The sequence below is a fragment of the Thermococcus sp. SY098 genome, assembly GCF_035621495.1.
Lineage (GTDB): Archaea > Methanobacteriota_B > Thermococci > Thermococcales > Thermococcaceae > Thermococcus_B.
Window position 1 is genome coordinate 852499 of the sequence record NZ_CP141821.1, and the last position, 19876, is coordinate 872374.

Sequence of the window (19876 nt, forward strand, 5' to 3'; positions counted from 1 at the left end):
GTATTACAACAAAACCCCAAAATTTAACATTTCAACTTGAGTTCAGCGGGGATGGGTAGCAACCTCTTCGAAACATTTAAGTAATCTTTTGTTATTATTCCAAATGTAGCTTCTGGAGGTGGTAAAGATGGTGAAGATAAGGTTTTTAGGGCATGCGGCATTTGAGATCGAAGGAAGCAAGAGAATTCTCATTGATCCGTTCTTAACAGGAAATCCTGCTGCAGCAGTAAAACCCGAAGATTTTGACAAAGTCGATTTAATCTTAGTCACCCATATGCATGGCGACCACGTTGGCGATGCTGTAAAAATCGCACAGAAGACTGGAGCAAAGATTGTGGCAATGTATGACATAGCAAATTACCTTGTTGAAAGGAACAAGGGTATAACGACTATTGGGATGAACTACGGCCCAACTGAAATAGAGGGAGTTAAGATCGTCCAAGTCCCAGCCTGGCATTCAAGCGGGGCAGAGGAGGGCTTCATGGTGGGCAATGCGTGTGGATTCATAATTGACATTGACGGCGTAACAATTTACCATGCTGGAGATACCTATGTCTTTAAGGACATGGAGCTGTTCGCCGAGCTTTATGGAATTGATGTTGCCTTACTCCCAATCGGAGGACACTTTACAATGGGACCAAAAGAGGCGGCAAAGGCAGTTGAACTGTTAAAGCCCAAATATGTGATCCCAATGCACTACAACACCTGGCCGCCGATTGCTCAGGATCCAGAAGAATTTAAGAAGCTTATTGGAGACAAAGCGGAGGTTATAATCCTCAAGCCTGGAGAAACCTTCGAGCTTTGAAAAACCTTTTAAACTCTTTTCTTTTAGCTTTATTCTGGTGGTAAGATTGAAGAATAAAGTCTGGATTTCACTTTCATTGCTCATATTGCTGGCAGTGTCCTTGGTAAGCTTCACTCTTCTTCCTGTGAATGCACAGGAAAACAAGCAGCAGTACGATTTAATAATCGTTAGGAATGATGATTTAATTGACTACATTGTCGCTCTTCCCTATTCTAAGCTTATAAATGCTCCTATCTTACCTGTAGATCCCCAGATGCTTGATGATAAAACAAAAGCCCAGCTTTATTCCTATGCACAGCTTGGGTGGAGGAAGATACTTATAGTGGGCAACTCGAATGCTATAAGCAAAGAAGTTGAGGATGAACTTCTCTCCCTTGGTTTTAGTGTTACAAGGATTGGAGGAGCTGTAAGAACGGAAACGGCAGAAAAGTTAGCAGTTGCTTTTTATCCAGAGGGAAGCAACACCGTTGTCTTGGCAAGTGCAATGGATTATGGATCTGCACTGGCTGCGGCAAAGTTCGCAATGGAGTATCAGCTTCCTCTGCTTTTAACTTTGGAGAACGATCTATCAGAGTTTACCATTATCGGGCTGAAGAAGCTCCATCCAAGATTAGTTATTATGGTCGGCACCGGATTAAACGAAACAATTGAAAAAAGGCTGCAGGAGATGGGTTACGAAACCTACTGGCTTGGACACCAGATTGGACCTCCTCCAGTCTCAAAACCCGAAAAAGAGTCTCCAATCCCATGGGTTGTCATTGGTGCTGTGCTGTCTCTCGCAATTGCAGTTCCGATAATTCTCTATTGGGCAAAGAAAAAGTGGGCAGCAAACAGAGTTCCAATTGAAGTTTTAACTGAAAAAGAGAGGATAGTTGTTAAGGCAATACTTGAAAAAGGCGGAAAGGTCAAACAGGAGGATCTGCCAGAGCTGACTGGATATTCAAGACCTACTGTGAGCAGAATAGTTCAAGAGCTTGAAAAGAAGCAGCTTGTAACGAGGGAAAAAATCGGAAAAACATTCATAGTAAAGCTGATAAAGGAAATAAATCTCAAAGAATAGGTCGGATAAGCCCTCCGCTCATCACAGCTCAGGGTCCTGGCTGTCTCCTCATCCCCTTTGGATTTTTGCTTTTCCCTCAATAAAATATTAAGAAAAGGACTCACTTTCTGAAGAGATGGCCGTGTGCCCTGTTTATGTGCTTGATATAATCCTTGCTCCTCTTAAATACCATCCCACATCTTGGGCATCTGAAAAATATCTCACCGTCTCTGTCCCTGACCTTTATTGCCTTCAACACCGCCATCTCTCCACCCCCGTGCTTTGATTTTTAGGCTCAATTTTTAAGCTTTACTAACAAACTTTGCTTGCGCAAAGTTTGATCAAAATTAGAGTACTATTCAAAATACCTATCTCAAAGAGATATTCTCTAATCAGAATACTGTCAAATCGAAATATTCAGAAACTCCACTCCTAGTAGTGCATAAAAAGAAAACTAGGATTAATCAGAGAATTAACGGAAAGCTAACGTTTCTTTCTTTTACGTTTCTTAGATTTTGGAGAAAATGGATCCTCGAACTCCCATGTTGGAATTTCTATATCAAAAGGATTCTTTTCCTTCTTCCTATGACCCTTTCTCTTAGAAGAAGACGATCCAAGGAGACTGGATATGCTAAATGTAGAGATTTCTGCATCGAAGAGGCTTCTTGATTTGCTTTTGGTGGATTTCTTAGATTTATTTCTACTCAAGATTTGTCTAATTTGTTCCTTAACTTTTTTACTCCTATTTCGGGCTATTTTGCGCAATTTCTCTCGTGGGTATTTGTTCGCTCTGTGTATCAGATTATGACAATTAGCACAGACAACGATAATGTTGTCCACCCTGTTTGTTCCACCTTCACTTACGGGAGTAATATGGTGAATATGTAATGCAGAGGGGGGAAGTTTTTTGCCACATACCTCACATTTAAAGCCTACAGCTTCCATTATGGCTCGTTTTTGAGAATCGGTCAAAGATCGGGCTGCCTTCTTACGCTCTCCCTCATCACGTTCAAAGAACCAAAATATATCCATAGGAAACACCAAACTGTAAGTTTGCATTTATCCCTAATATATGTTACTATTCTCTGTTCTGTATAAACTCTCCTGTTATGTCCTCGTTAGGAAATTGTGTCTTCGTTATACTGAAACAAAGTCTATGAAAAACTACTATATAGACCTCTACAAAGCTAATGGGGAGGTCATTCGCCAACTCGGGCAGAAAAGGTGGGGCTTATGAAGATATAATCCGCAGATTGCTCGATTTCTGGTGGGCCCGCGGGGACTTGAACCCCGGACCTCCGCCTTGTGAGGGCGGCGTCATAACCAGTCTAGACCACGGGCCCTTCCCGGCAATAATGAACAGAACGAAAAATATAAAGCTTTCGCTATAAATCTCTTCGCCCAAGTATCTCTTCCGGAGCATCGGCGAATGCTACGAGATACTCTTTCTCGACTATATGCAACCTTCCTGGGACAACCATTATGTGAGGCTGCTTTCCAAAGTCCTCCTTTATCATGTCCTTCACGTAGCCAGCTTTGAGCGTAGGATTGAGCGAGCCGGCCCTCGCTAAGACTACCACAAGAGTTTCAGGCGTAAACACATTCTGTCTTTTCATCTCCTCAACTTGGAGAAGAATGTCCATCGCTTCGTTCGCTGTCATGTATCTCCCTTGATCTGCTTTTATATCGAGGAAAAGCAATGTGTGTAATCCCCTTTCCTTGTTCTCCTTTATTACGTCATAGTGGCTCGTTGGAAACCAGTTCTTTTCTGGATAAGCAACTGTTGCGCTTTTACCAAACTTGTAAATCTGCAAGCCCGTAATGGAAACAGCCGAATAAATGGAGGGGGCATGGATTACATAGCTTTCAATTCCCATCTGCTTTGCCCTGATTCTTAAATCGGCATGCGTTGTTGCCACCATTGGATCACCCGCTGTTAAAAATGCCACATCTCTGGTTTTAGCCTCATTTAGGACAATTCTTTCAAAATGCAGTTCTACCTCCTCCCTATTTAGAACTTTGATCGGCTTTCCAATCAGCTTCTCGATTTTCTCGATTTTTGTTCCTGCAAGCAGAGATGTGTAAAATTCTGCAAAGATCAAATCACATTTTCTCGCTATCTCAAGACCCTTGAGCGTAATATCCTTTTCATCGTACAATCCAAGCCCTATGAAGTAGATCGCCATTACGATCACCACAAAATGCTGGCGGGCCCGGCGGGATTCGAACCCGCGACCTCCGGCTCCGGGGGCCGGCGCTCTATCCAGACTAAGCTACGGGCCCTCAGCACAAGTTATTAGTTTCAGCTTAAAAATCTAAGGGTCAAATTTGCTGCCCAAAGTTTATATATTCAAATGAATCTTTTTTCTATTCAGTGATGCAATATGGAAGACAATATGCACAGGTTTACCTTTGATAACAGTCTGATTTTAATTCCAAAAGAACCCGATTTAAAGTACCTCTATATTGAAATAACAAACCGATGTAATCTAAGATGTAAAATGTGTTTTAAGCAGTACTGGGAAGATGAAGAGGGCGACATGGACTACAGCCTCTTTTTAAAGATCCTTGATGATGCAGAAGATTTTCCGGAACTTGAAATGATATACTTCGGCGGCATTGGAGAGCCAACAGTACATCCACGTTTCATGGATATGGTAAGGGAGGTTAAAAAAAGAGGTTATGCGTTGGGAATGTCCACTAACGGCTTTCTGCTTACAGATAAAGTCATCAAAGAGCTTGTGGAGCTGGAAACTGATTTGATATACATCTCACTTGACACAATACCCACTCAGGAAACCCGAATTGGGCATATAATGCCGAGTGTAGCTGTGGATAGAATAAAGAAGATAGTTGAAGAAAAAAGGCGTCAAAAGAAAGACTTCCCCCATATTGGAGTTGAAGTCGTTGTGACGAAGGAAAACTACTGGCAAATGGCTGAGATAGCGGACTACCTTGGAGAACTGGGTATTGATGTTCTGCTGTTTTCTAACATAATTCCGATTGAGAAACATCAAGCAGACCAAATAGTTTACGATGGAAGCGTTGATATGCAGCACTACATTGATGAGCTCCATGCAAAAGCATACAAGCATTTCCTCCTCAAGCTTCCAGAGTTTGAACTTAGGACTGAAAGACACTGTGACTTCATTGAAAAGAAAGTTGCAGTGGTAAGATGGGATGGAGAAGTTGCCCCATGCTATCGTTTCCTTCACACGTATCCGGAGATAATTTTTGGCAGGGAAAAGAAGGTTTATGCATATTCCTTTGGGAATGTTAAGCAAAAACCTCTCAAAGAGATATGGACGAGCAGAGATTACACTTGGTTTAGATTTATTGTCAAAAATTCCATTTATCCCTCATGTACAGACTGTCAGCTTGCAGATTCATGCAGTTTTGTCGAAGACACAAACGCAGACTGCTGGGGAAACACACCAAGCTGCGGTGACTGTTTGTGGGCAAGAAGGATAGTGGTGTGCCCAATACCCGAGAAGGGAATAAAAGGATTCTGGTGATTCGATTTTTAGTATTGCCAAGGAAGCTACGTCATGCTAAGCATCAGTGTACATGAAAATAAAAGCCGTCATTTTTGCAATTTCTCAAATTTTTATACATCAATGTTCATATGTGCAAATATGTATATTTAACGTTTGCTAATGTTGATAATAATTTTGCTTTCGTCAAGTTTATTAGCCGTAAAATATCTAAAATTATTCTGAGAGCATTCGGGAGGTTCCAAAGATGTTCGGATACCAAGGAAAGATTTTGAGGGTAAACCTGACCACAGGGAAAATCAGCGAAGAGAAGATCGATGAAAACTTTGCAAAGAAGTGGCTCGGAACAAGAGGATTTGGTATCTATTTCCTCCTTAAAGAGATGGACCCCAAGGCTGAGCCATTCAGCCCGGAGAACAAATTGATCTTTGCAACGGGTCCATTAACAGGAACTACAGCCCCAACAGGCGGCAGATACATGGTTATTACGAAGAGTCCTCTAACAGGATACATTGCAATGGCAAACTCTGGTGGATTCTTCGGTGCAGAGCTCAAGTTTGCTGGATGGGATGCCATAATATTCGAAGGAAAAGCAGACCATCCTGTGTATCTCTACATAAATGACGACCAAGTTGAGCTCAGGGATGCTTCACATATATGGGGCAAAGTTGTCAGTGAGACAGAGAAGATTCTCATGGAGGAGGTTGGCGACAAGAGGGTGCAGATAGCATCAATTGGACCAGCTGGTGAAAACTTGGTCAGATTCGCAGCTGTGATGAACAATGGACATAGAGCGGCAGGTAGAGGAGGAGTAGGAGCTGTAATGGGATCAAAGAACCTCAAGGCAGTGGTTGTGAGAGGTCACAAGAGAGTTGAGGTCGCTGACAGGCAGAAGTTCACAAGTGTTGTCAAGGAGAAGATTGAGAAGCTCAAGAAGGATCCAGTTGCAGGTGGGGGACTGCCAAAGTACGGAACGGCTGTTCTGGTCAATATAATCAACTCAAATGGACTGTACCCAACAAGAAACTTCCAAGACAGCCAGTTCGAGTACGCAGAGGAGCAGAGCGGTGAGGCATTGGCTGCTAAGTATCTCAAGAGAAACAAGCCGTGTTTTGCATGTCCCATTGGATGTGGAAGGGTAACTTACCATCCAGCTCTTGGAGAAACCGAGGGGCCAGAGTACGAGAGCATCTGGGCACTTGGAGCTAACCTTGGAATAAACGATCTTGCAAGCATAGTAATAGCAAACCATCTCTGTGACGAGTACGGTCTTGACACAATCTCAACAGGTGGTACCTTAGCGACGGCAATGGAGCTTTACGAAAAAGGTCTCATAAAGCCTGAAGACTTAGGCGATGCTCCACCGCTTAGGTTCGGAAACACAGAAGTTCTGCACTACTACATTGAAAAACTGACATTCAGAAAAGGATTTGGTGACAAGCTTGCAGAAGGTGGATACAGGCTTGCTGAGATGTACAATGGTGTTGAGTACTTCATGGGCGTTAAAAAGCAAGAACTGCCTGCATATGATCCAAGAGGTGCCGAAGGTCATGGATTGGCATACGCCACAAACAACAGAGGAGGGTGTCACATTAAGAACTACATGATCAGCCCAGAAATCCTTGGATACCCGTACAAGATGGATCCACACGACATAAGCGACGAAAAGATAAAGATGGTCATTCTCTTCCAAGACCTGACGGCATTAATTGACGCTGCTGGGCTCTGTGTATTCACGACCTTTGGACTTGGTGCAGACGACTACAGAGACATGCTCAATGCAGCCCTTGGCTGGGACTTCACAACCGAAGAGTACCTCAAGATCGGTGAGAGGATCTGGAATGCAGAGAGACTCTTCAACCTCAAAGCTGGACTTGATCCACTCAAAGAGGACACACTGCCAAAGAGACTTCTTGAAGAGCCCGTCAAAGCAGGACCAAACAAGGGACATGTCGTCAGGCTCAAGGAGATGCTTCCGAGATACTACGCACTCAGAGGATGGACCGAGGAAGGTAAGGTTCCAGAGGAGAAGATCAAGGAGCTTGGACTTGAAGAGGTTGCTTGATTTTTCCCTTTTCCACCGTTGCCTTTTTATTTTCCTCTGCAGTTCTTTTCTTGGTGATCTTATGAAAATCGTCCCCTTAGCCTCTGAGAGCTTGGGAGTAAGGAGTTTGGCAACTTATGTTAAAATTGATAAAACTGGAATTTTGATCGATCCAGGTGTAGCCTTGGGACCCAAGCGCTACTCTTTACCTCCAGCAAAAGCTGAGCTCGAGGCGCTGATGAAAGCGAGGAAAAAACTCCAATCCTATGCCAAAAAAGCGGATATAGTTACAATTTCTCATTACCATTATGACCATCACACGCCCTTCTTTGAGGGAATCTATGAGAGCTCATCCCCAGAAAAAGCAAGGGAGATTTATAAGGGGAGAATCTTGTTAATTAAACATCCAAAGGAAAACATAAACTTCAGCCAGCGGAAAAGAGCTTGGAATTTTCTTAAAGAGGCTGAAAAGATTGCTAAAAAGATTGAATATGCGGATGGGAAGTTCTTTGATTTTGGAGATTTTATAATGGAGTTCTCTCCAGCGGTTCCTCATGGGAGTGAAGGAACTAAGCTCGGCTTTGTTATCATGGTCATGATTGATGATGGAACGAAGAGATTGGTTCACGCAAGCGATATTCAGCTTTTAAATAGAAAAGCCGTGGAGTGGATAATAAAGCAGATGCCAGACATTTTAATTACTGGGGGTCCTCCAACGTATTTAGAGGGATACAGAGTCAAAGACGCCTGGAATACGGGCTTAAAGAACCTAAATGAGATTATAAAGGAAACCAACGCCCAGATAATCCTTGATCATCACTTGATCAGAGACAAACGCTACCCCGAATTCTTTGCCCAGCTTGAGAAAGAACCTTTAACTTTTGCACGCTTCCTCAAAGGAGAAGATAAACCACTGGAAGCCTACAGAAAAGAGCTTCACAAAATCGAGAAGGGAGAAGATGCAGATTTGCCCTTCAGGATCTAACACCTAAATTTTTGAGAAGCTCCTTAATCCAATTTTGAACCACCACCTTTTGGGAAAAATCAGGCTTTCTAATCCATCCTTTGATAACAGCTGTCCCAATGATCTTTCCCGGGACCCTTTTAATCAAAGCCCCAACATAGCGCTTTTCGGCATAAGCTCTACCGGCATGTCCAAAAATCTCTGCTATGCAGACCACAAAAACAGCAATCCTCTTGTTTCTAAGTTCCTCTTGATGCTGCTTCAAAAACTCAAGAACGCTCTTCAATGGACGTTCATAGTATATGGGGCTTCCAATTACAATTAGGTCACAGTCTTTTAACGTATTTACCTCACCAATGTGCATGAGTCTAACGTCGCACACATCCTTTATCGCTTCCCCCATCCAGCTGGCTATAATCTCAGTTGAGCCCCTTTTTGTGTCATAGATAATACAGACCTTCATTTCCTTTCCTCAACTATAAAAATGAAATCAAGGGTATAACTATCTTGTTATGCCCATAACCAAAAACCCTAAATTTGCCTAATGTAAAAGTTAAAGCATCGGAGGTGAGAAAATGAAGAGCTTTTACATTGCCCATGAAGATGACATCAAAGCCGGAAAAACTACCGATGTTTACTTCATTCGGACAAAGAAGATACTTGAGGCAAAAGGCATCCATAAGAAAGTTCTTGCAGATGTCTCAACAACTTCTCTTCCGAAGGGCTGGAAGTGGGGAGTTTTGGCTGGAGTTGAAGAGGTTGCCAAGCTCTTAGAAGGGTTGCCGGTGAACGTTTATTCCATGCCCGAAGGAACTATATTCCATCCATACGAGCCAGTTATGCAGATTGAGGGTTACTACGAGGAATTTGGGATTTATGAAACCGCTTTGTTGGGGATGCTAAGTCAGGCAAGCGGAATAGCCACTGCAGCATTGAGGATAAAAATAGCAGCAAAATTCAAGCCCGTCTATTCCTTTGGAATAAGACACATGCATCCTGCTATAGCTCCAATGATTGACCGCTCGGCGTTCATAGGCGGCTGCGACGGTGTTTCCGGCGTTCTGGGAGCTGAGATGATGGGCGAAAAGCCCGTTGGGACAATGCCCCATGCCCTAATTCTGACAGTTGGAGATCAAGTAAAGGCATGGAAATATTTTGATGAAGTTGTTGAACCAGAGGTCCCGAGAACCGCGTTGGTTGATACCTTCTGCGACGAGAAGTTCGAGGCGTTAATGGCGGCTGAGGCGCTGGGTGAGAGGTTGTTTGCTGTCCGATTAGACACTCCAAGCTCAAGAAGAGGAAACTTTAGAAAGATAGTAGAAGAGGTTCGCTGGGAGCTTGACTTAAGAGGGTATAGCCATGTTAAGATTTTCCTCAGCGGTGGGCTTGATGAAGAAAGCATAAAAGAGCTTGTCGATGTTGCTGATGCCTTCGGGGTAGGCGGCTCAATAGCTTCAGCAAAGCCTGTCGATTTCTCACTTGACATAGTGGAGATAGAAGGAAAGCCAGTGACAAAGAGGGGCAAGTTGAGCGGAAGGAAGCAGGTTTACCGCTGTAAAAACGGACACTACCATAGAGTCCCAGTCGAAAAGAAGCTCGAACGCTGCCCAACATGTGGGGCAAAAGTGGAACCGCTCTTAAAGCCTCTCATTGAAAACGGTGAAATTGTTGCTGAACTTCCAAAAGCCAGGGAAATAAGGGAATATGTGCTTGAACAAGCAAGAAGATTCAATCTCAGCTTAGAATAGAATTCTTACCCTTCTCTTCTGTTTTTAGATATGAAGAAAATAAAAAAGAAATCACTCCTCGATGGTAATTGATCCTGTTGGGCAGCTCTCAGCTGCCTCTTTTGCACACTCAAGGTCTGTCTCTTCCATAATGACCTTTGCCTTTCCATCGTCGTCCATTTCAAAAACGTCTGGACAGATGCTTGCACAAACTCCACACCCAATGCATGTGTCCTTATCGAGCTTAACCTTCATTTTTGGCACCTCCAAAGCAGTTTCCAAGAGAAAGAGGGAAATATGGGCTTAAAAGAGTTTTTCCAACCAAAGGTGTATAACTACTTATTAGCAGGTCTCTCCGGTAGTTAAGACTTTAACTTTGTAATACTAACATTGCCACGAAACAAACTGTCAAAGGATTTACTTAAATCGAGAAGAAGGCAAAAACACTTTATCCATGTTTAGTGATTTAGTGGCTTGAAAAAAGTTGCAGGGGACACGACGTCGACATTGTGACTATAGGGAAAGTTCTCACATTTTTATGAAGGATCAAAATAGCATTAAAAACTTAAAAAATATTGAAATTAAAAACTTAAAATACAATCCAGAGTTCACTCAATTTGTTCAACATGGATACAGCTGACTGGACAGGCTTCAGCTGCCTCGTTGACACAGTCTATGAGATCCTCTCCTATGATTTCAACCTTTGCAAAGCTCTTTCCTTCATCGTCCATTTCAAAAACGTCTGGACAGAGGCTTGCACAGATGGCATCCCCAATACATACATCTCTATCAACCCAAACCTTCCACTTGGCCATTGGCATCACCAAGGAATATTACAAACCTTTAGATATAAACCTTTTGTTTGTAATGTAGAATCTAAGACGCTAATATTGCTTATGTAGGGGATTCTATCAGTGTTGAACTAAAACATGTAAAAAGAAAAGCGTTCAATCTATCTGCTCCATATATATGCAGGCAGCAGTGCAGGCGTCAACAGCTTCCTTTACGCAATTATAGAGGCTTTCATCTATTATCTCCTTTAAAACAATAGCTTTCCCGTCTTCATCAAGCTGAAAAACCTCTGGACAAAAGCTGACACAAACTGCGTCCCCAACACAAAGTTCTCTATCAATCCAGATCTTCCATCTGGACATTGCAATCACCAAGATTTTTACATAAACCTTTTGTTATAAACCTTTCGTTAACTTTTCCAAAAGTAACAATATCTTGATAAAAGTAATAAGAAAAGTGAAATAAATGACAAATAAAACCTTTATTTTTATCATGGTTTAAATATTAATAATACCAGATAAAAAGCAAAAAATTGAATAAAAGTCAAATAAGTCCGAGCTTCTTCTTATATTCTTCGCTTATTCTTTCCGGTGACCATGGAGGATCAAAGGTGAGCTCAATTTCAGCATCCTTAACTCCTGGGATTTCGAGTATTTTCTCTTCAACGGCTTTTAAAAGCCACATGGTCAGAGGACAGCCTGGTGTTGTCATGGTCATCTTAACATACACGGTATTGTCAGGCCTTATTTCCAGCTCATATATCAATCCTAAATTAACGACGTCAATCCCTATTTCGGGATCCACAACTTCCTTAAGCTTCTCCAATATAACTTCTTTGCTGAGCTTTACCTCTTCAACTTTCTTCTCTTCGTCCATTTTCTTCACCTAAACTTTCCTTTTAGATAACAAATTTAAACCTTTTGGGTCATTTTTGAGTAATGCTTGTTTATTTTTGAAGTATATCTAATATAAGCTTTCTCGCAATCTCATCGTCAATGGCTCCCGCTCTTAGCTCCCTCAGGACTCTTTGAATGGCAAATTTTTTCAAAACTGGTGACTTACGAGCAGCAGATTTCCATAGCGAACATCCGAATCCGAGGGCATACTTCCTCCCAAGGATAGCTATGGCTTCTTTTTTATCCATAGCAAGAAAGGCAGGAAGATTTAGCCTGACAACTTTTCCCTTTGGATATATTGAGATGCTCCCCACGCTCAGCAAATCTCCAGAAGCAACTATTTTAATTTCCTCCTTAATTGCGTACTCCTCAACAGCCGCCATTATCATTGAGTGACATTTACCACAAATTGGAGCACCTTTCTCGATCTGTTTGCTTATTTTTTCCATGTAATCTGGGATTTCAACAAAAACAGCACCATACGACTGAGCATTCCAAAGAACAGGCTCTCTTATTTGAGGCAGCTTCACCATAACTGGAACAACATCAAAGCCAGCCCATCTAAGAATCTTCACTGTTGCCGTACTGTCACTACCAGCAGAAAATGCTACAGCTATTTTTTCATTGATAGGGGCTCTATCAAAGTCCTTGCCAAAGAGCCTATACTCAACTAATGCCTTTAATCGTTCATAGGTTTGTTCACCAATTATTCCTTTAACCCTCTCAAGGGCTTCAAGAGATTGCTGTAGTCTATAACGTCTTACAAAATCATTTCCAACAACTTTAAGCAAGGTCACCACCAGATTCTGTTGCCCTTGACCTTGATGTACCCCAAACTTTGCAACTCTTTAAGGAGATCCTCCAGAGCTTCTTCGTCAAAGTAAATGTTTACCTTCTCTCTCCTTCCTTCTATTGGAATTGGCTCCCTTTCAAGCAGGGCCTCAATAAGCTCGTTTTTTCTGTTCTTCCTCTTAACCATCTCAAGAATTATCTCTGCCAATGCTGATTTTGCAACTCCTACAAACATTGCATCCACTAAAGACTCTTCAGTTGCATATTTCTCTGCTATCTCAAGCGCCTCTTGGATCAACTCCTTCTCAACTTCAAGAACCTCAACATAGTATCTCTTTACAAACGTGAACTCTGTTATGAGCTTTGCATTCATCTTCTCCTCAAGCTCATCCAAAAATTCCTCAACTTCATCTATCGGGAACCTCAGCTCAATAACCAAATCATCAAGCTTGGGTTTTTTGGTAAGCTTTAATTTTTCTTCTCCAACAACATACCCTCCTTCAATCAGCGCTGACAGCACTACAAGCCTGTTTATGTCAACCTCGTCAAACAGCTCATCAATTTTCTTTTCATCTCCAACCTGCCACTTTTGCATAAGCATTTCAAAAGACTGCTGAATCTCACCAAGCTTTTCATCAATCACATCAAAACCTTCGCTTTTTACAACCAGCTCGGAGTACCTTCCTTTGATCATGATAAAATGCTGGATTTCCCACCCAAGTTCTTCTTTTGTTTTGTTCATAATCCCAGCTTTGCTAAGCTCCTTTGAAAGTTCGATCATATCGTTCTTACTCAAGACTTCAAATCTCATTTGTATCCCCAAAGGTACTCCAGAATATCTGGTTATAAAGTTTCTCAACTTTTCTCAAGGAGAGACATCATCAGAGCTTTTAACGGCTTGTTTCTTAAAAGAGCCACTGCTTCCTCTATGTCATCTTTAAGATTGGGGTATTTATCCCTGCTAATATACAGATAAAGAGCATACGCCATTATTTTTGGATTTCCTTCATTTATATTCTCTATTGCTTCCGCCAAGCTCAGATTCGTGAGCAGGGTATCTGCAAGAAGACGAAGCCTTTCCTTGTCTTGCTTTTTTAGAGCTTCCTTTAAAGGGAGATAGAATTCATTCAGAACAATGCGTGCACTTTTTTCCCTTTTATGAAGATAATCCAATGGGCTTTCAATAGCCTCCCTGTGCATAGATTTCCAAATGAGGTAGCCTAAAGGGAAGGAGATCAATATAACAACGAGAACCACGTATGGGGTGAGGGAAAGGGGTATCCTCTGAGCATACCGGCTTTTAATGTAATATAAAAACATCATACCAACAACTAACCATAATGCAATTAAAATTAGGTAGTACTCAGAATAGTCCTTTCTTTTCTCCCAGATCCTATATTTATGGGCTGCTCCTGTTTCTTCAAGTAATTTTAACCTCTGTTCTGCCAGTTCAATCTCAGCTTCCAGCCTCTTTATCCTTTTTTCTATTTCTTCAAATACTTCCTCCATGTTCCCTCATCTCAATCTTCCAAGATGAAGCGGGCAATTTTTTTGCTGACAACCTCTAAAATTGCCTCACCCTTCTCTTTTGTTGCACCTCTTGGATCATCATTTACGCCATTTGGAAACAGTTCAAGGGCTATATCCTTTCTGATTTTTCTGACTTTCGAAGTTCTCTTTTCACCTTCGGCCTTTTCCATTTTGACCAGTTCCGGCTTTATTGCCAGAATAACGGATGTCTCGTCTTCTCCAGCGTGACCTTGAGAAGAGCATATGCTCAAAATGTCTTCCCTAAAGTCAATCCACCAGTTTATCAGCCACACTTCAACATTGTGTCTCCCGGCAACTTCTTCAGCAGCTTCAACAAGCGGATAGTAATTCCCACCATGCCCATTCAGCAAGATGATTTTTCTGAAACCCTCTTCTGCAAATTCTGCCATAACGTCTCTAACGTATCTCCTCAGGGTGTCTGCTTTAACGTTTATAGTTCCTGGAAAGACATCAAGAACAAAACTATGCCCATACCAGATTGGAGGTGCAATTAGGACTTCTTTTCCTTTCTCCCTCAGCTTAGCTTCAACCCTCTTTGCTATTTCAACTGGAGCAAAGACATCAGTGCCAAGAGGCAAATGCTTTCCATGAGCCTCAACACTCCCAATCGGCAGAATTACAGTGTCGATTTTCTTCTTGATCTCATCAAATTCATCCCATGTCAAATTTTCCATGTGCATTTTCCTCCCCCTCAGATTTTTGACAGAATATCCTCATAAGTTTTTTCCATCTGCTTTGCAATCTTGTCCCAGGAATACCTTTCCTCTACAGCTCTCCTCCCGTTATTCCCAAACCATTCTCTAAGACTATCATCAAGGAGAAGCTTTTGAATTGCTTTTCTCAGCTCAAGTTCATTACCCGGAGGTACCAAAAGCCCACTTTCACTCTCTCTCACAATTTCAGGAATTCCTCCCACATCTGTTGCGATAACCGGCAAACCCGATGCCATTGCCTCCAAGATCACAATTCCAAATGCCTCAGCTGTTATTGAGGGAAGAACAAAAACATCTGCCATCCCAAAAATCTTTGGTAACATCTTGCTATCCACGTATCCCAAAAACCTAACCCTATCTTCAATCCTCAAGAACTTTGCTTGTGCTCTTAAGAAAGGAAGCATCTCCCCAGAGCCCACCATGACCAAAGTTGCATCTTCAATTTCCGAGAAGGCATTGAGAAGAACGTGGGGACCCTTCCGGTAGCTCATCCTGCTTACATACAGCACAACCTTGTTATCAATCCCAAATTCAGCTTTAATCCTCTCTTTATCCCATTTTGGGGTAAAAAGCTTATCATCAACGCCGTTTGGGATGATCTCTATTGGAGTATCCGTGAAATGCTCTATAAAGGCTTTGGCAGCCTTGCTAACTGCAATTATCTTATGGGGATACTTCAGATAACTGCTGAACATAGGGAACGTTAAGCCCAAAGCCTCCCAGAGCTTTGATTCATGGGCAAAGGAGATGGTATGGGTTGTCAGTATTGTCGCCTTTCCCATCTTTCTCCCAGCCTTTGCCGCTTTTAATGCCAGTGGTGTAAATGCATGATGGGAGTGAACAACGTCAAACTCTTTTAGAAATTCATTGAGCTCCCTTGTTGATTTTAGACTGTATGAGATATTCACCTCAAGAATTGGACTTACTACACCGGGAATTTTTATAAGTTCAATTCCTTTCTTTGTTAATTCCTCTTCTCTGCCTGTCTCTCTGTTGTTTGTAATAATCGCAACCTCATGTCCCATTTCTCTAAGCTTTAATGCCAGATGGTGCATATGGCTTGCAACGCCACCGATTTTTGGATAATACCAATCGCTAACAAGGGCTATCTTCATTTTTTACCACCTTCACTTAAAGCCCCATAAAACACCACTGCGCCTATTATCGAATACATGTACTGAAAAAGAAATTTATAAATAAATGCGGTTATTGTTGCCTTAGTGGAAGCGCCGATTCCAAGAACAAGCCCAAACTCATTTGCTCCAAAGCCTGCGGGAATGCCGCTGACGGAAGCAAAGAGGACGCTCATCAGGAACCCATATAAAGCCTGCTTCACTGAAATTTCTAAATTGAACGCTTTTCCAACTGTGATAATACCAAAAACCTGGAGGAAAATTATCACTGCAGAGAGCAGAAAAGATATTAGAAGAACCACTCTGTTCTCTTTTGCTTCACTCCATCCCATATGTATCCGCTCTAAATAACTTCTCAGAGTCAGGACTAATCCTTTAAGTCCGACACCTTCCCAAAACTTCAGCAGGGAATCAAGAACTTGGTATATACCCTTCTCATAAATGAGAGCAACCAAAATAAGAATCAATCCCAAAATTCCAAGCTTTGTAAAGCCAACAAAAATAAGTGCAAATGAAAGAACTACCAAAAATTCTGTGCTCAGCCCAATTACAAGAGAAGAGAGAGCCTTGAAATAATCTCCCCCAACGAGTTTAACTTTTGCCATATGACCCACACTTGGGGGAAGGATAGTCACTAGGTAATAACCACTCAAGAAAGCTTTAAGGGTTTTCTTAAAATTCGTTCCTTGAACCTCCCTTAAAAACAAGTACCATCTAAGAGAAGATAGAAGCAGAGTAAAAACCGAGAGCACAAATGCTATGAGAAGATACCTGAGAGAAGCAGCTTTTAGAGCTGACCCAAGCTCACTGACATTGATGTTTTTGTATAGGTATGCGAGTGAAATTAAGAGAGCAATTAGAGTAAACAGCCTGCTTTTATTCATATCACGCACCCAGTAATGTCCTTAAAGCATGCAGAGCTAAAAGAAAAATTACAACTGCATCAAGGGCTTTGTAATTTGCCCTAACGCCCACAATCATGATTCCAAGTGCTCCAAAGGGAATATTTAGGGCAGCTAAGAGCAGGGCTATTGAAATACCTGAAAATACCACAACAAGCTTTTCTGATAAAGTTTTGCCAATGACAATTGGGGTTGTTTTTAGATTTGCCGCTAAATCACTTTCATAATCTTCAAGATGATTTCTCAGCTCCATCGCAAACGAATAAAATAGCAGAGCAGAGCCTATTACAATTTCATACTTTGTTAAAATACCATCGAAATATGCACCATAAAAAAACGGCATTGCCCCGAAGAATACCCCATGAGACACTACATCCAAAATGGGCTGCGCCTTGAGTCTCGGCGGTACTGAGTAAAGGGTAGCTAATATCACCATTGAAACATAGATTATGAGTTCCCCATATCCAAGGAAAGTCGCAAATAATATCCCCAAAAGCCCAATTACAGCTGAAGATATGACCCCATTTTTAAAGGTAAGCTCTCCACTGGCAATTGGGTTTTTATCTCTCTTCTGAGGATTCACTAAATCGGTGTCTACATCGAAACAGTTATTGATGGCAAAGGCATAAGCAACATACAGAATCAGGGATATTAAAACCAATACAGCATCTTTGAAGTCAGGATTATACTTGAAGCTCATCACCAATCCAAGCAATCCCATTCCCACGAATGATTTGCCATCAATTATTCTGGTGTTTTTTATCATGGCTCGTAACATACTCTCACCATCAGACATGCCCCAAAAATGTTTATAAGTATTTCCACTAAATTGTGAATAGGTATGAACAAAAAGCTTCATAGGGATTAAAATGGAGGATGTGCTGAAAGCCTTCACAAGCACACTTGAAAAATTCAAACTTACTCGCTCGGAAATTAGGATATATTCCCTCCTCCTAAGAGAGCAGTTGACACCAAGACAAATAGCGAAAAAGCTCAATTTGTCTGAAAGAATCGTCAGGGAAAAGCTTCAGCATCTCCTTGAGCTTGGACTGGTGGAAAGAGAGCTTATAAACAGGGGATGGATTGGATACCTATACAAATCAAAGGCTCCGAATGAGGCTCTTGATTCTCTCCTTTCTAAAATGGAAGAGCTGATAAAAAGTCTTAAAAAAGAAGCTAATAGGATGGTCTAAAGCTTGAGCTTTCCTTCAAGAAGCTCTTTAACATATTTTGGCATTTGGAACAGGGTTTCATGCCTTTCTGGGTCATAATAAACAAGCTCAAGCTCTTTTGCCCTATTCACATCTATTTTCTCAAAGTCAATGCTGCCTTTAATCCCAACTAAGAAGCTCCACGGGGAGGCATAACCTATAACTGGAAAACTGAAATAATAAACCCTATCAAACACTCTCTTCATGGCACTGTAGGCATCCAAAAGTTCATTTGTAAAGAGATAAACGCTACCTGATTGAGTTATTAGTATTCCTTCAGAATTCAGCACTTCGTACGCATGTCTGTAAAACTCTTCGCTGAAGAGCTGTTTTGCTGGCCCAACTGGATCAGTTGAATCAATTATTATCACATCAAACTTTTCTCCTGTCCTTTTGATGTACTCAACTCCATCACCAATGACAACCTCTGCCCTTGGGTCGTCAAATGCTCCCCTATCAATGCCGAGATAAATCTTTGAAATCTCAACAACCATTTCGTCGATTTCAACCATAATGGCTTTTTCAACAGTTCTGTGCTTTAAGACCTCTCTCAAGGTTCCCCCATCGCCACCTCCAATGATAAGAACTTTCCTTGGATTGGGATGAGCGAGCATTACGGGATGAACGAGCGGCTCATGATAGCTCTCTTCTCCCTGCTCCACAAGCTGAACTGTTCCTTCCAAAACCAGAAGCTTCCCAAATCCTTCAGTTTCATAAATCTCAATTCTCTGATATGAGCTCTGGGTCTCAAACAGTTTCTCCTTGATTTTGAATGCAACTCCGTAACCTCTTGGGTACCATTCTATGAAATGCATCTGAACTCACCTGATAACATATCTTGGGGTTTAGTTTTAAAGTTAATGACAACGATCAAGGTTAAGATTATAAATCTCTCCTTCTTGTAAAGATATAAGTGAGCAACAATGACAGAAATAAGCTTTCGAAAGCAGTTATTCAAGGCAATAAAGGAACTTAAAAATGAGCTTGAAGAGCTTGGGAGATATGGAACACCATATTTGATAGGGGAGATAAAAAAGGTTAACGGTAAATGGGAAGTTCATTTAGCAGTTTCTGTGATTGAGGAGAAAATAGAAGAATTCTCAATAGAAGAAAACGAGACTCTTATGTTTATTTGTCCGGTAAGGGATACTCGGCCATATAAGGTGTACATGGATGTTATATCCCTTATATCTAACAAGAGGCTACAACAAGAAATCAAACCTGGAAGTGTAATAAAGGGAAACCCACGGAGAGCTTTAAAAAGAATGGGGTTCGAAATTCTGTGGATGCATTCTCAGAACACATCTGAAGGAACCTATATCACAGTATGGGCATCTAAAAGGGGAAACAGATACACAATAACCATGAAGGTTGTAGGGGAAGAAACCAAGATAATAGAGGTAAAAAAGATTTAATCCTCAAAAAGCAAACCTCTATCAAGTTTAACAATTGTCGGTCTTTTGCATTTGAGTGCCCTAATTATATACTCACTTGCCTTTAATGGCATCGTGTGATCCCCACAGGTATAAACATCAACTGCCGCGTAACCGTGCTCTGGCCATGTATGAATTGCAATGTGGCTTTCAGAAACCACAACGACGCCAGAAACGCCCTGGGGAGAAAACTTATGAAAGCGCTTATCTATAATTGTGGCATTAGCTATCTCAGCCGCCTTAGTCAAGATTTCTTCTATCCTCTCTATATCGTCCAAGATTTGTGGATCGCATTCGTATAAATCCAAGACAACATGCATTCCAATTGGGTTGTCCACAGTGACTTGGGTCATCACACTCACCCCCCTCCATTCCCGCTT

The 19876-nt window shown here is 41.6% G+C and carries 24 protein-coding genes, 2 tRNA genes and 1 pseudogene; 8 read left to right on the forward strand and 19 right to left on the reverse strand.

All coding sequences use genetic code 11. The features are described 5' to 3' along the window. Positions 1-127: 127 nt before the first annotated feature. Positions 128-805 (forward strand): metal-dependent hydrolase, encoded by a 678-nt coding sequence (locus tag VFC49_RS04750; RefSeq protein WP_324736390.1) that lies wholly within the window; start codon positions 128-130, stop codon positions 803-805. Positions 806-851: 46 nt separating this feature from the next. Continuing rightward, positions 852-1865 (forward strand): cell wall-binding repeat-containing protein, encoded by a 1014-nt coding sequence (locus VFC49_RS04755; RefSeq protein ID WP_324736639.1) that lies wholly within the window; start codon positions 852-854, stop codon positions 1863-1865. 100 nt (positions 1866-1965) lie between these two features. Here VFC49_RS04755 and VFC49_RS04760 read toward each other — a convergent pair whose 3' ends face one another. From VFC49_RS04760 to VFC49_RS04780, 5 genes are all read right to left on the reverse strand, one after another. Next, positions 1966-2109, reverse strand: a complete 144-nt coding sequence (locus tag VFC49_RS04760) for a C2H2-type zinc finger protein (protein WP_324736391.1) — start codon at positions 2107-2109, stop codon at positions 1966-1968. A gap of 218 nt (positions 2110-2327) precedes the next feature. Further along, positions 2328-2876: an HNH endonuclease signature motif containing protein gene (locus VFC49_RS04765; protein ID WP_324736392.1), complete on the reverse strand. Its 549-nt coding sequence runs from the start codon at positions 2874-2876 to the stop codon at positions 2328-2330. Positions 2877-3109: 233 nt separating this feature from the next. Beyond that, a tRNA-Val gene (locus VFC49_RS04770) sits at positions 3110-3187 on the reverse strand. A gap of 42 nt (positions 3188-3229) precedes the next feature. Continuing rightward, positions 3230-4030, reverse strand: a complete 801-nt coding sequence (gene dph5, locus VFC49_RS04775) for a diphthine synthase (RefSeq protein ID WP_324736393.1) — start codon at positions 4028-4030, stop codon at positions 3230-3232. A 19-nt stretch (positions 4031-4049) separates the two neighbouring features. Further along, a tRNA-Arg gene (locus tag VFC49_RS04780) sits at positions 4050-4127 on the reverse strand. Between the two features lie 113 nt (positions 4128-4240). Between VFC49_RS04780 and VFC49_RS04785 the strand changes: the two genes are divergently transcribed. From VFC49_RS04785 to VFC49_RS04795, 3 genes are all read left to right on the forward strand, one after another. Beyond that, positions 4241-5359, forward strand: coding sequence for a tungsten cofactor oxidoreductase radical SAM maturase (locus tag VFC49_RS04785; protein ID WP_324736640.1), 1119 nt, complete (start codon positions 4241-4243; stop codon positions 5357-5359). Positions 5360-5585: 226 nt separating this feature from the next. After that, positions 5586-7403 (forward strand): aldehyde ferredoxin oxidoreductase family protein, encoded by a 1818-nt coding sequence (locus VFC49_RS04790; protein WP_056934097.1) that lies wholly within the window; start codon positions 5586-5588, stop codon positions 7401-7403. 61 nt (positions 7404-7464) lie between these two features. Continuing rightward, positions 7465-8367: a hypothetical protein gene (locus VFC49_RS04795; RefSeq protein WP_324736394.1), complete on the forward strand. Its 903-nt coding sequence runs from the start codon at positions 7465-7467 to the stop codon at positions 8365-8367. Here VFC49_RS04795 and VFC49_RS04800 read toward each other — a convergent pair. Beyond that, complete coding sequence (locus tag VFC49_RS04800; RefSeq protein WP_324736395.1) at positions 8357-8809, reverse strand: flavodoxin domain-containing protein; 453 nt, start codon at positions 8807-8809, stop codon at positions 8357-8359. The genes VFC49_RS04795 and VFC49_RS04800 overlap by 11 nt on opposite strands. A gap of 112 nt (positions 8810-8921) precedes the next feature. On the opposite strand from VFC49_RS04800, the gene VFC49_RS04805 reads away from it, so the two are divergent. After that, complete coding sequence (locus VFC49_RS04805) at positions 8922-10094, forward strand: nicotinate phosphoribosyltransferase (protein WP_324736396.1); 1173 nt, start codon at positions 8922-8924, stop codon at positions 10092-10094. Positions 10095-10145: 51 nt separating this feature from the next. Here the strand turns inward: VFC49_RS04805 and VFC49_RS04810 are convergent, their stop codons facing one another. The 11 genes and pseudogenes from VFC49_RS04810 to VFC49_RS04860 all read right to left on the reverse strand — a co-directional run bounded on the left by VFC49_RS04810 (position 10146) and on the right by VFC49_RS04860 (position 17630). Then, the gene (locus VFC49_RS04810; protein ID WP_013467603.1) at positions 10146-10328 is read right to left on the reverse strand and encodes a ferredoxin; all 183 of its coding nucleotides are present in this window, start codon (positions 10326-10328) and stop codon (positions 10146-10148) included. A gap of 353 nt (positions 10329-10681) precedes the next feature. Further along, positions 10682-10888 carry a ferredoxin gene (locus VFC49_RS04815; RefSeq protein ID WP_324736641.1) on the reverse strand — a complete coding sequence of 69 codons (207 nt, stop codon included), beginning with the start codon at positions 10886-10888 and terminating at the stop codon, positions 10682-10684. Between the two features lie 132 nt (positions 10889-11020). Then, entirely contained in the window at positions 11021-11227 is a 207-nt protein-coding gene (locus tag VFC49_RS04820; RefSeq protein WP_324736642.1) for a ferredoxin, read from the reverse strand. Positions 11228-11408: 181 nt separating this feature from the next. Beyond that, positions 11409-11714: pseudogene (locus tag VFC49_RS04825) on the reverse strand (metal-sulfur cluster assembly factor); the annotation flags it as partial. 97 nt (positions 11715-11811) lie between these two features. Then, entirely contained in the window at positions 11812-12552 is a 741-nt protein-coding gene (locus VFC49_RS04830) for an ATPase (RefSeq protein WP_324736397.1), read from the reverse strand. A gap of 2 nt (positions 12553-12554) precedes the next feature. Then, positions 12555-13364, reverse strand: coding sequence for a hypothetical protein (locus tag VFC49_RS04835; protein WP_324736398.1), 810 nt, complete (start codon positions 13362-13364; stop codon positions 12555-12557). Positions 13365-13408: 44 nt separating this feature from the next. Beyond that, complete coding sequence (locus VFC49_RS04840; protein WP_324736399.1) at positions 13409-14062, reverse strand: hypothetical protein; 654 nt, start codon at positions 14060-14062, stop codon at positions 13409-13411. Positions 14063-14073: 11 nt separating this feature from the next. Further along, entirely contained in the window at positions 14074-14784 is a 711-nt protein-coding gene (locus tag VFC49_RS04845) for a creatininase family protein (RefSeq protein ID WP_324736400.1), read from the reverse strand. Positions 14785-14795: 11 nt separating this feature from the next. Further along, positions 14796-15932 (reverse strand): glycosyltransferase family 4 protein, encoded by a 1137-nt coding sequence (locus VFC49_RS04850; RefSeq protein ID WP_324736401.1) that lies wholly within the window; start codon positions 15930-15932, stop codon positions 14796-14798. Continuing rightward, entirely contained in the window at positions 15929-16834 is a 906-nt protein-coding gene (locus VFC49_RS04855; protein ID WP_324736402.1) for a lysylphosphatidylglycerol synthase transmembrane domain-containing protein, read from the reverse strand. The genes VFC49_RS04850 and VFC49_RS04855 overlap by 4 nt, the downstream gene beginning before the upstream one ends. 1 nt (position 16835) lies before the next feature. Next, positions 16836-17630 (reverse strand): UbiA prenyltransferase family protein, encoded by a 795-nt coding sequence (locus VFC49_RS04860; protein ID WP_324736403.1) that lies wholly within the window; start codon positions 17628-17630, stop codon positions 16836-16838. Between the two features lie 91 nt (positions 17631-17721). On the opposite strand from VFC49_RS04860, the gene VFC49_RS04865 reads away from it, so the two are divergent. Next, positions 17722-18045: a helix-turn-helix domain-containing protein gene (locus VFC49_RS04865; protein ID WP_324736404.1), complete on the forward strand. Its 324-nt coding sequence runs from the start codon at positions 17722-17724 to the stop codon at positions 18043-18045. On the opposite strand, the gene speE is transcribed toward VFC49_RS04865, so the two are convergent. After that, on the reverse strand, positions 18042-18878 hold the full coding sequence (gene speE / locus VFC49_RS04870) for a polyamine aminopropyltransferase (RefSeq protein WP_324736405.1): 837 nt from the start codon (positions 18876-18878) through the stop codon (positions 18042-18044). The two genes, VFC49_RS04865 and speE, sit on opposite strands and share 4 nt — an antisense overlap. A gap of 108 nt (positions 18879-18986) precedes the next feature. On the opposite strand from speE, the gene VFC49_RS04875 reads away from it, so the two are divergent. Continuing rightward, complete coding sequence (locus tag VFC49_RS04875) at positions 18987-19478, forward strand: hypothetical protein (RefSeq protein ID WP_324736406.1); 492 nt, start codon at positions 18987-18989, stop codon at positions 19476-19478. Here the strand turns inward: VFC49_RS04875 and speD are convergent. Then, positions 19475-19849: an adenosylmethionine decarboxylase gene (gene speD, locus VFC49_RS04880; RefSeq protein ID WP_013467617.1), complete on the reverse strand. Its 375-nt coding sequence runs from the start codon at positions 19847-19849 to the stop codon at positions 19475-19477. The two genes, VFC49_RS04875 and speD, sit on opposite strands and share 4 nt — an antisense overlap. Positions 19850-19876: the final 27 nt, after the last annotated feature.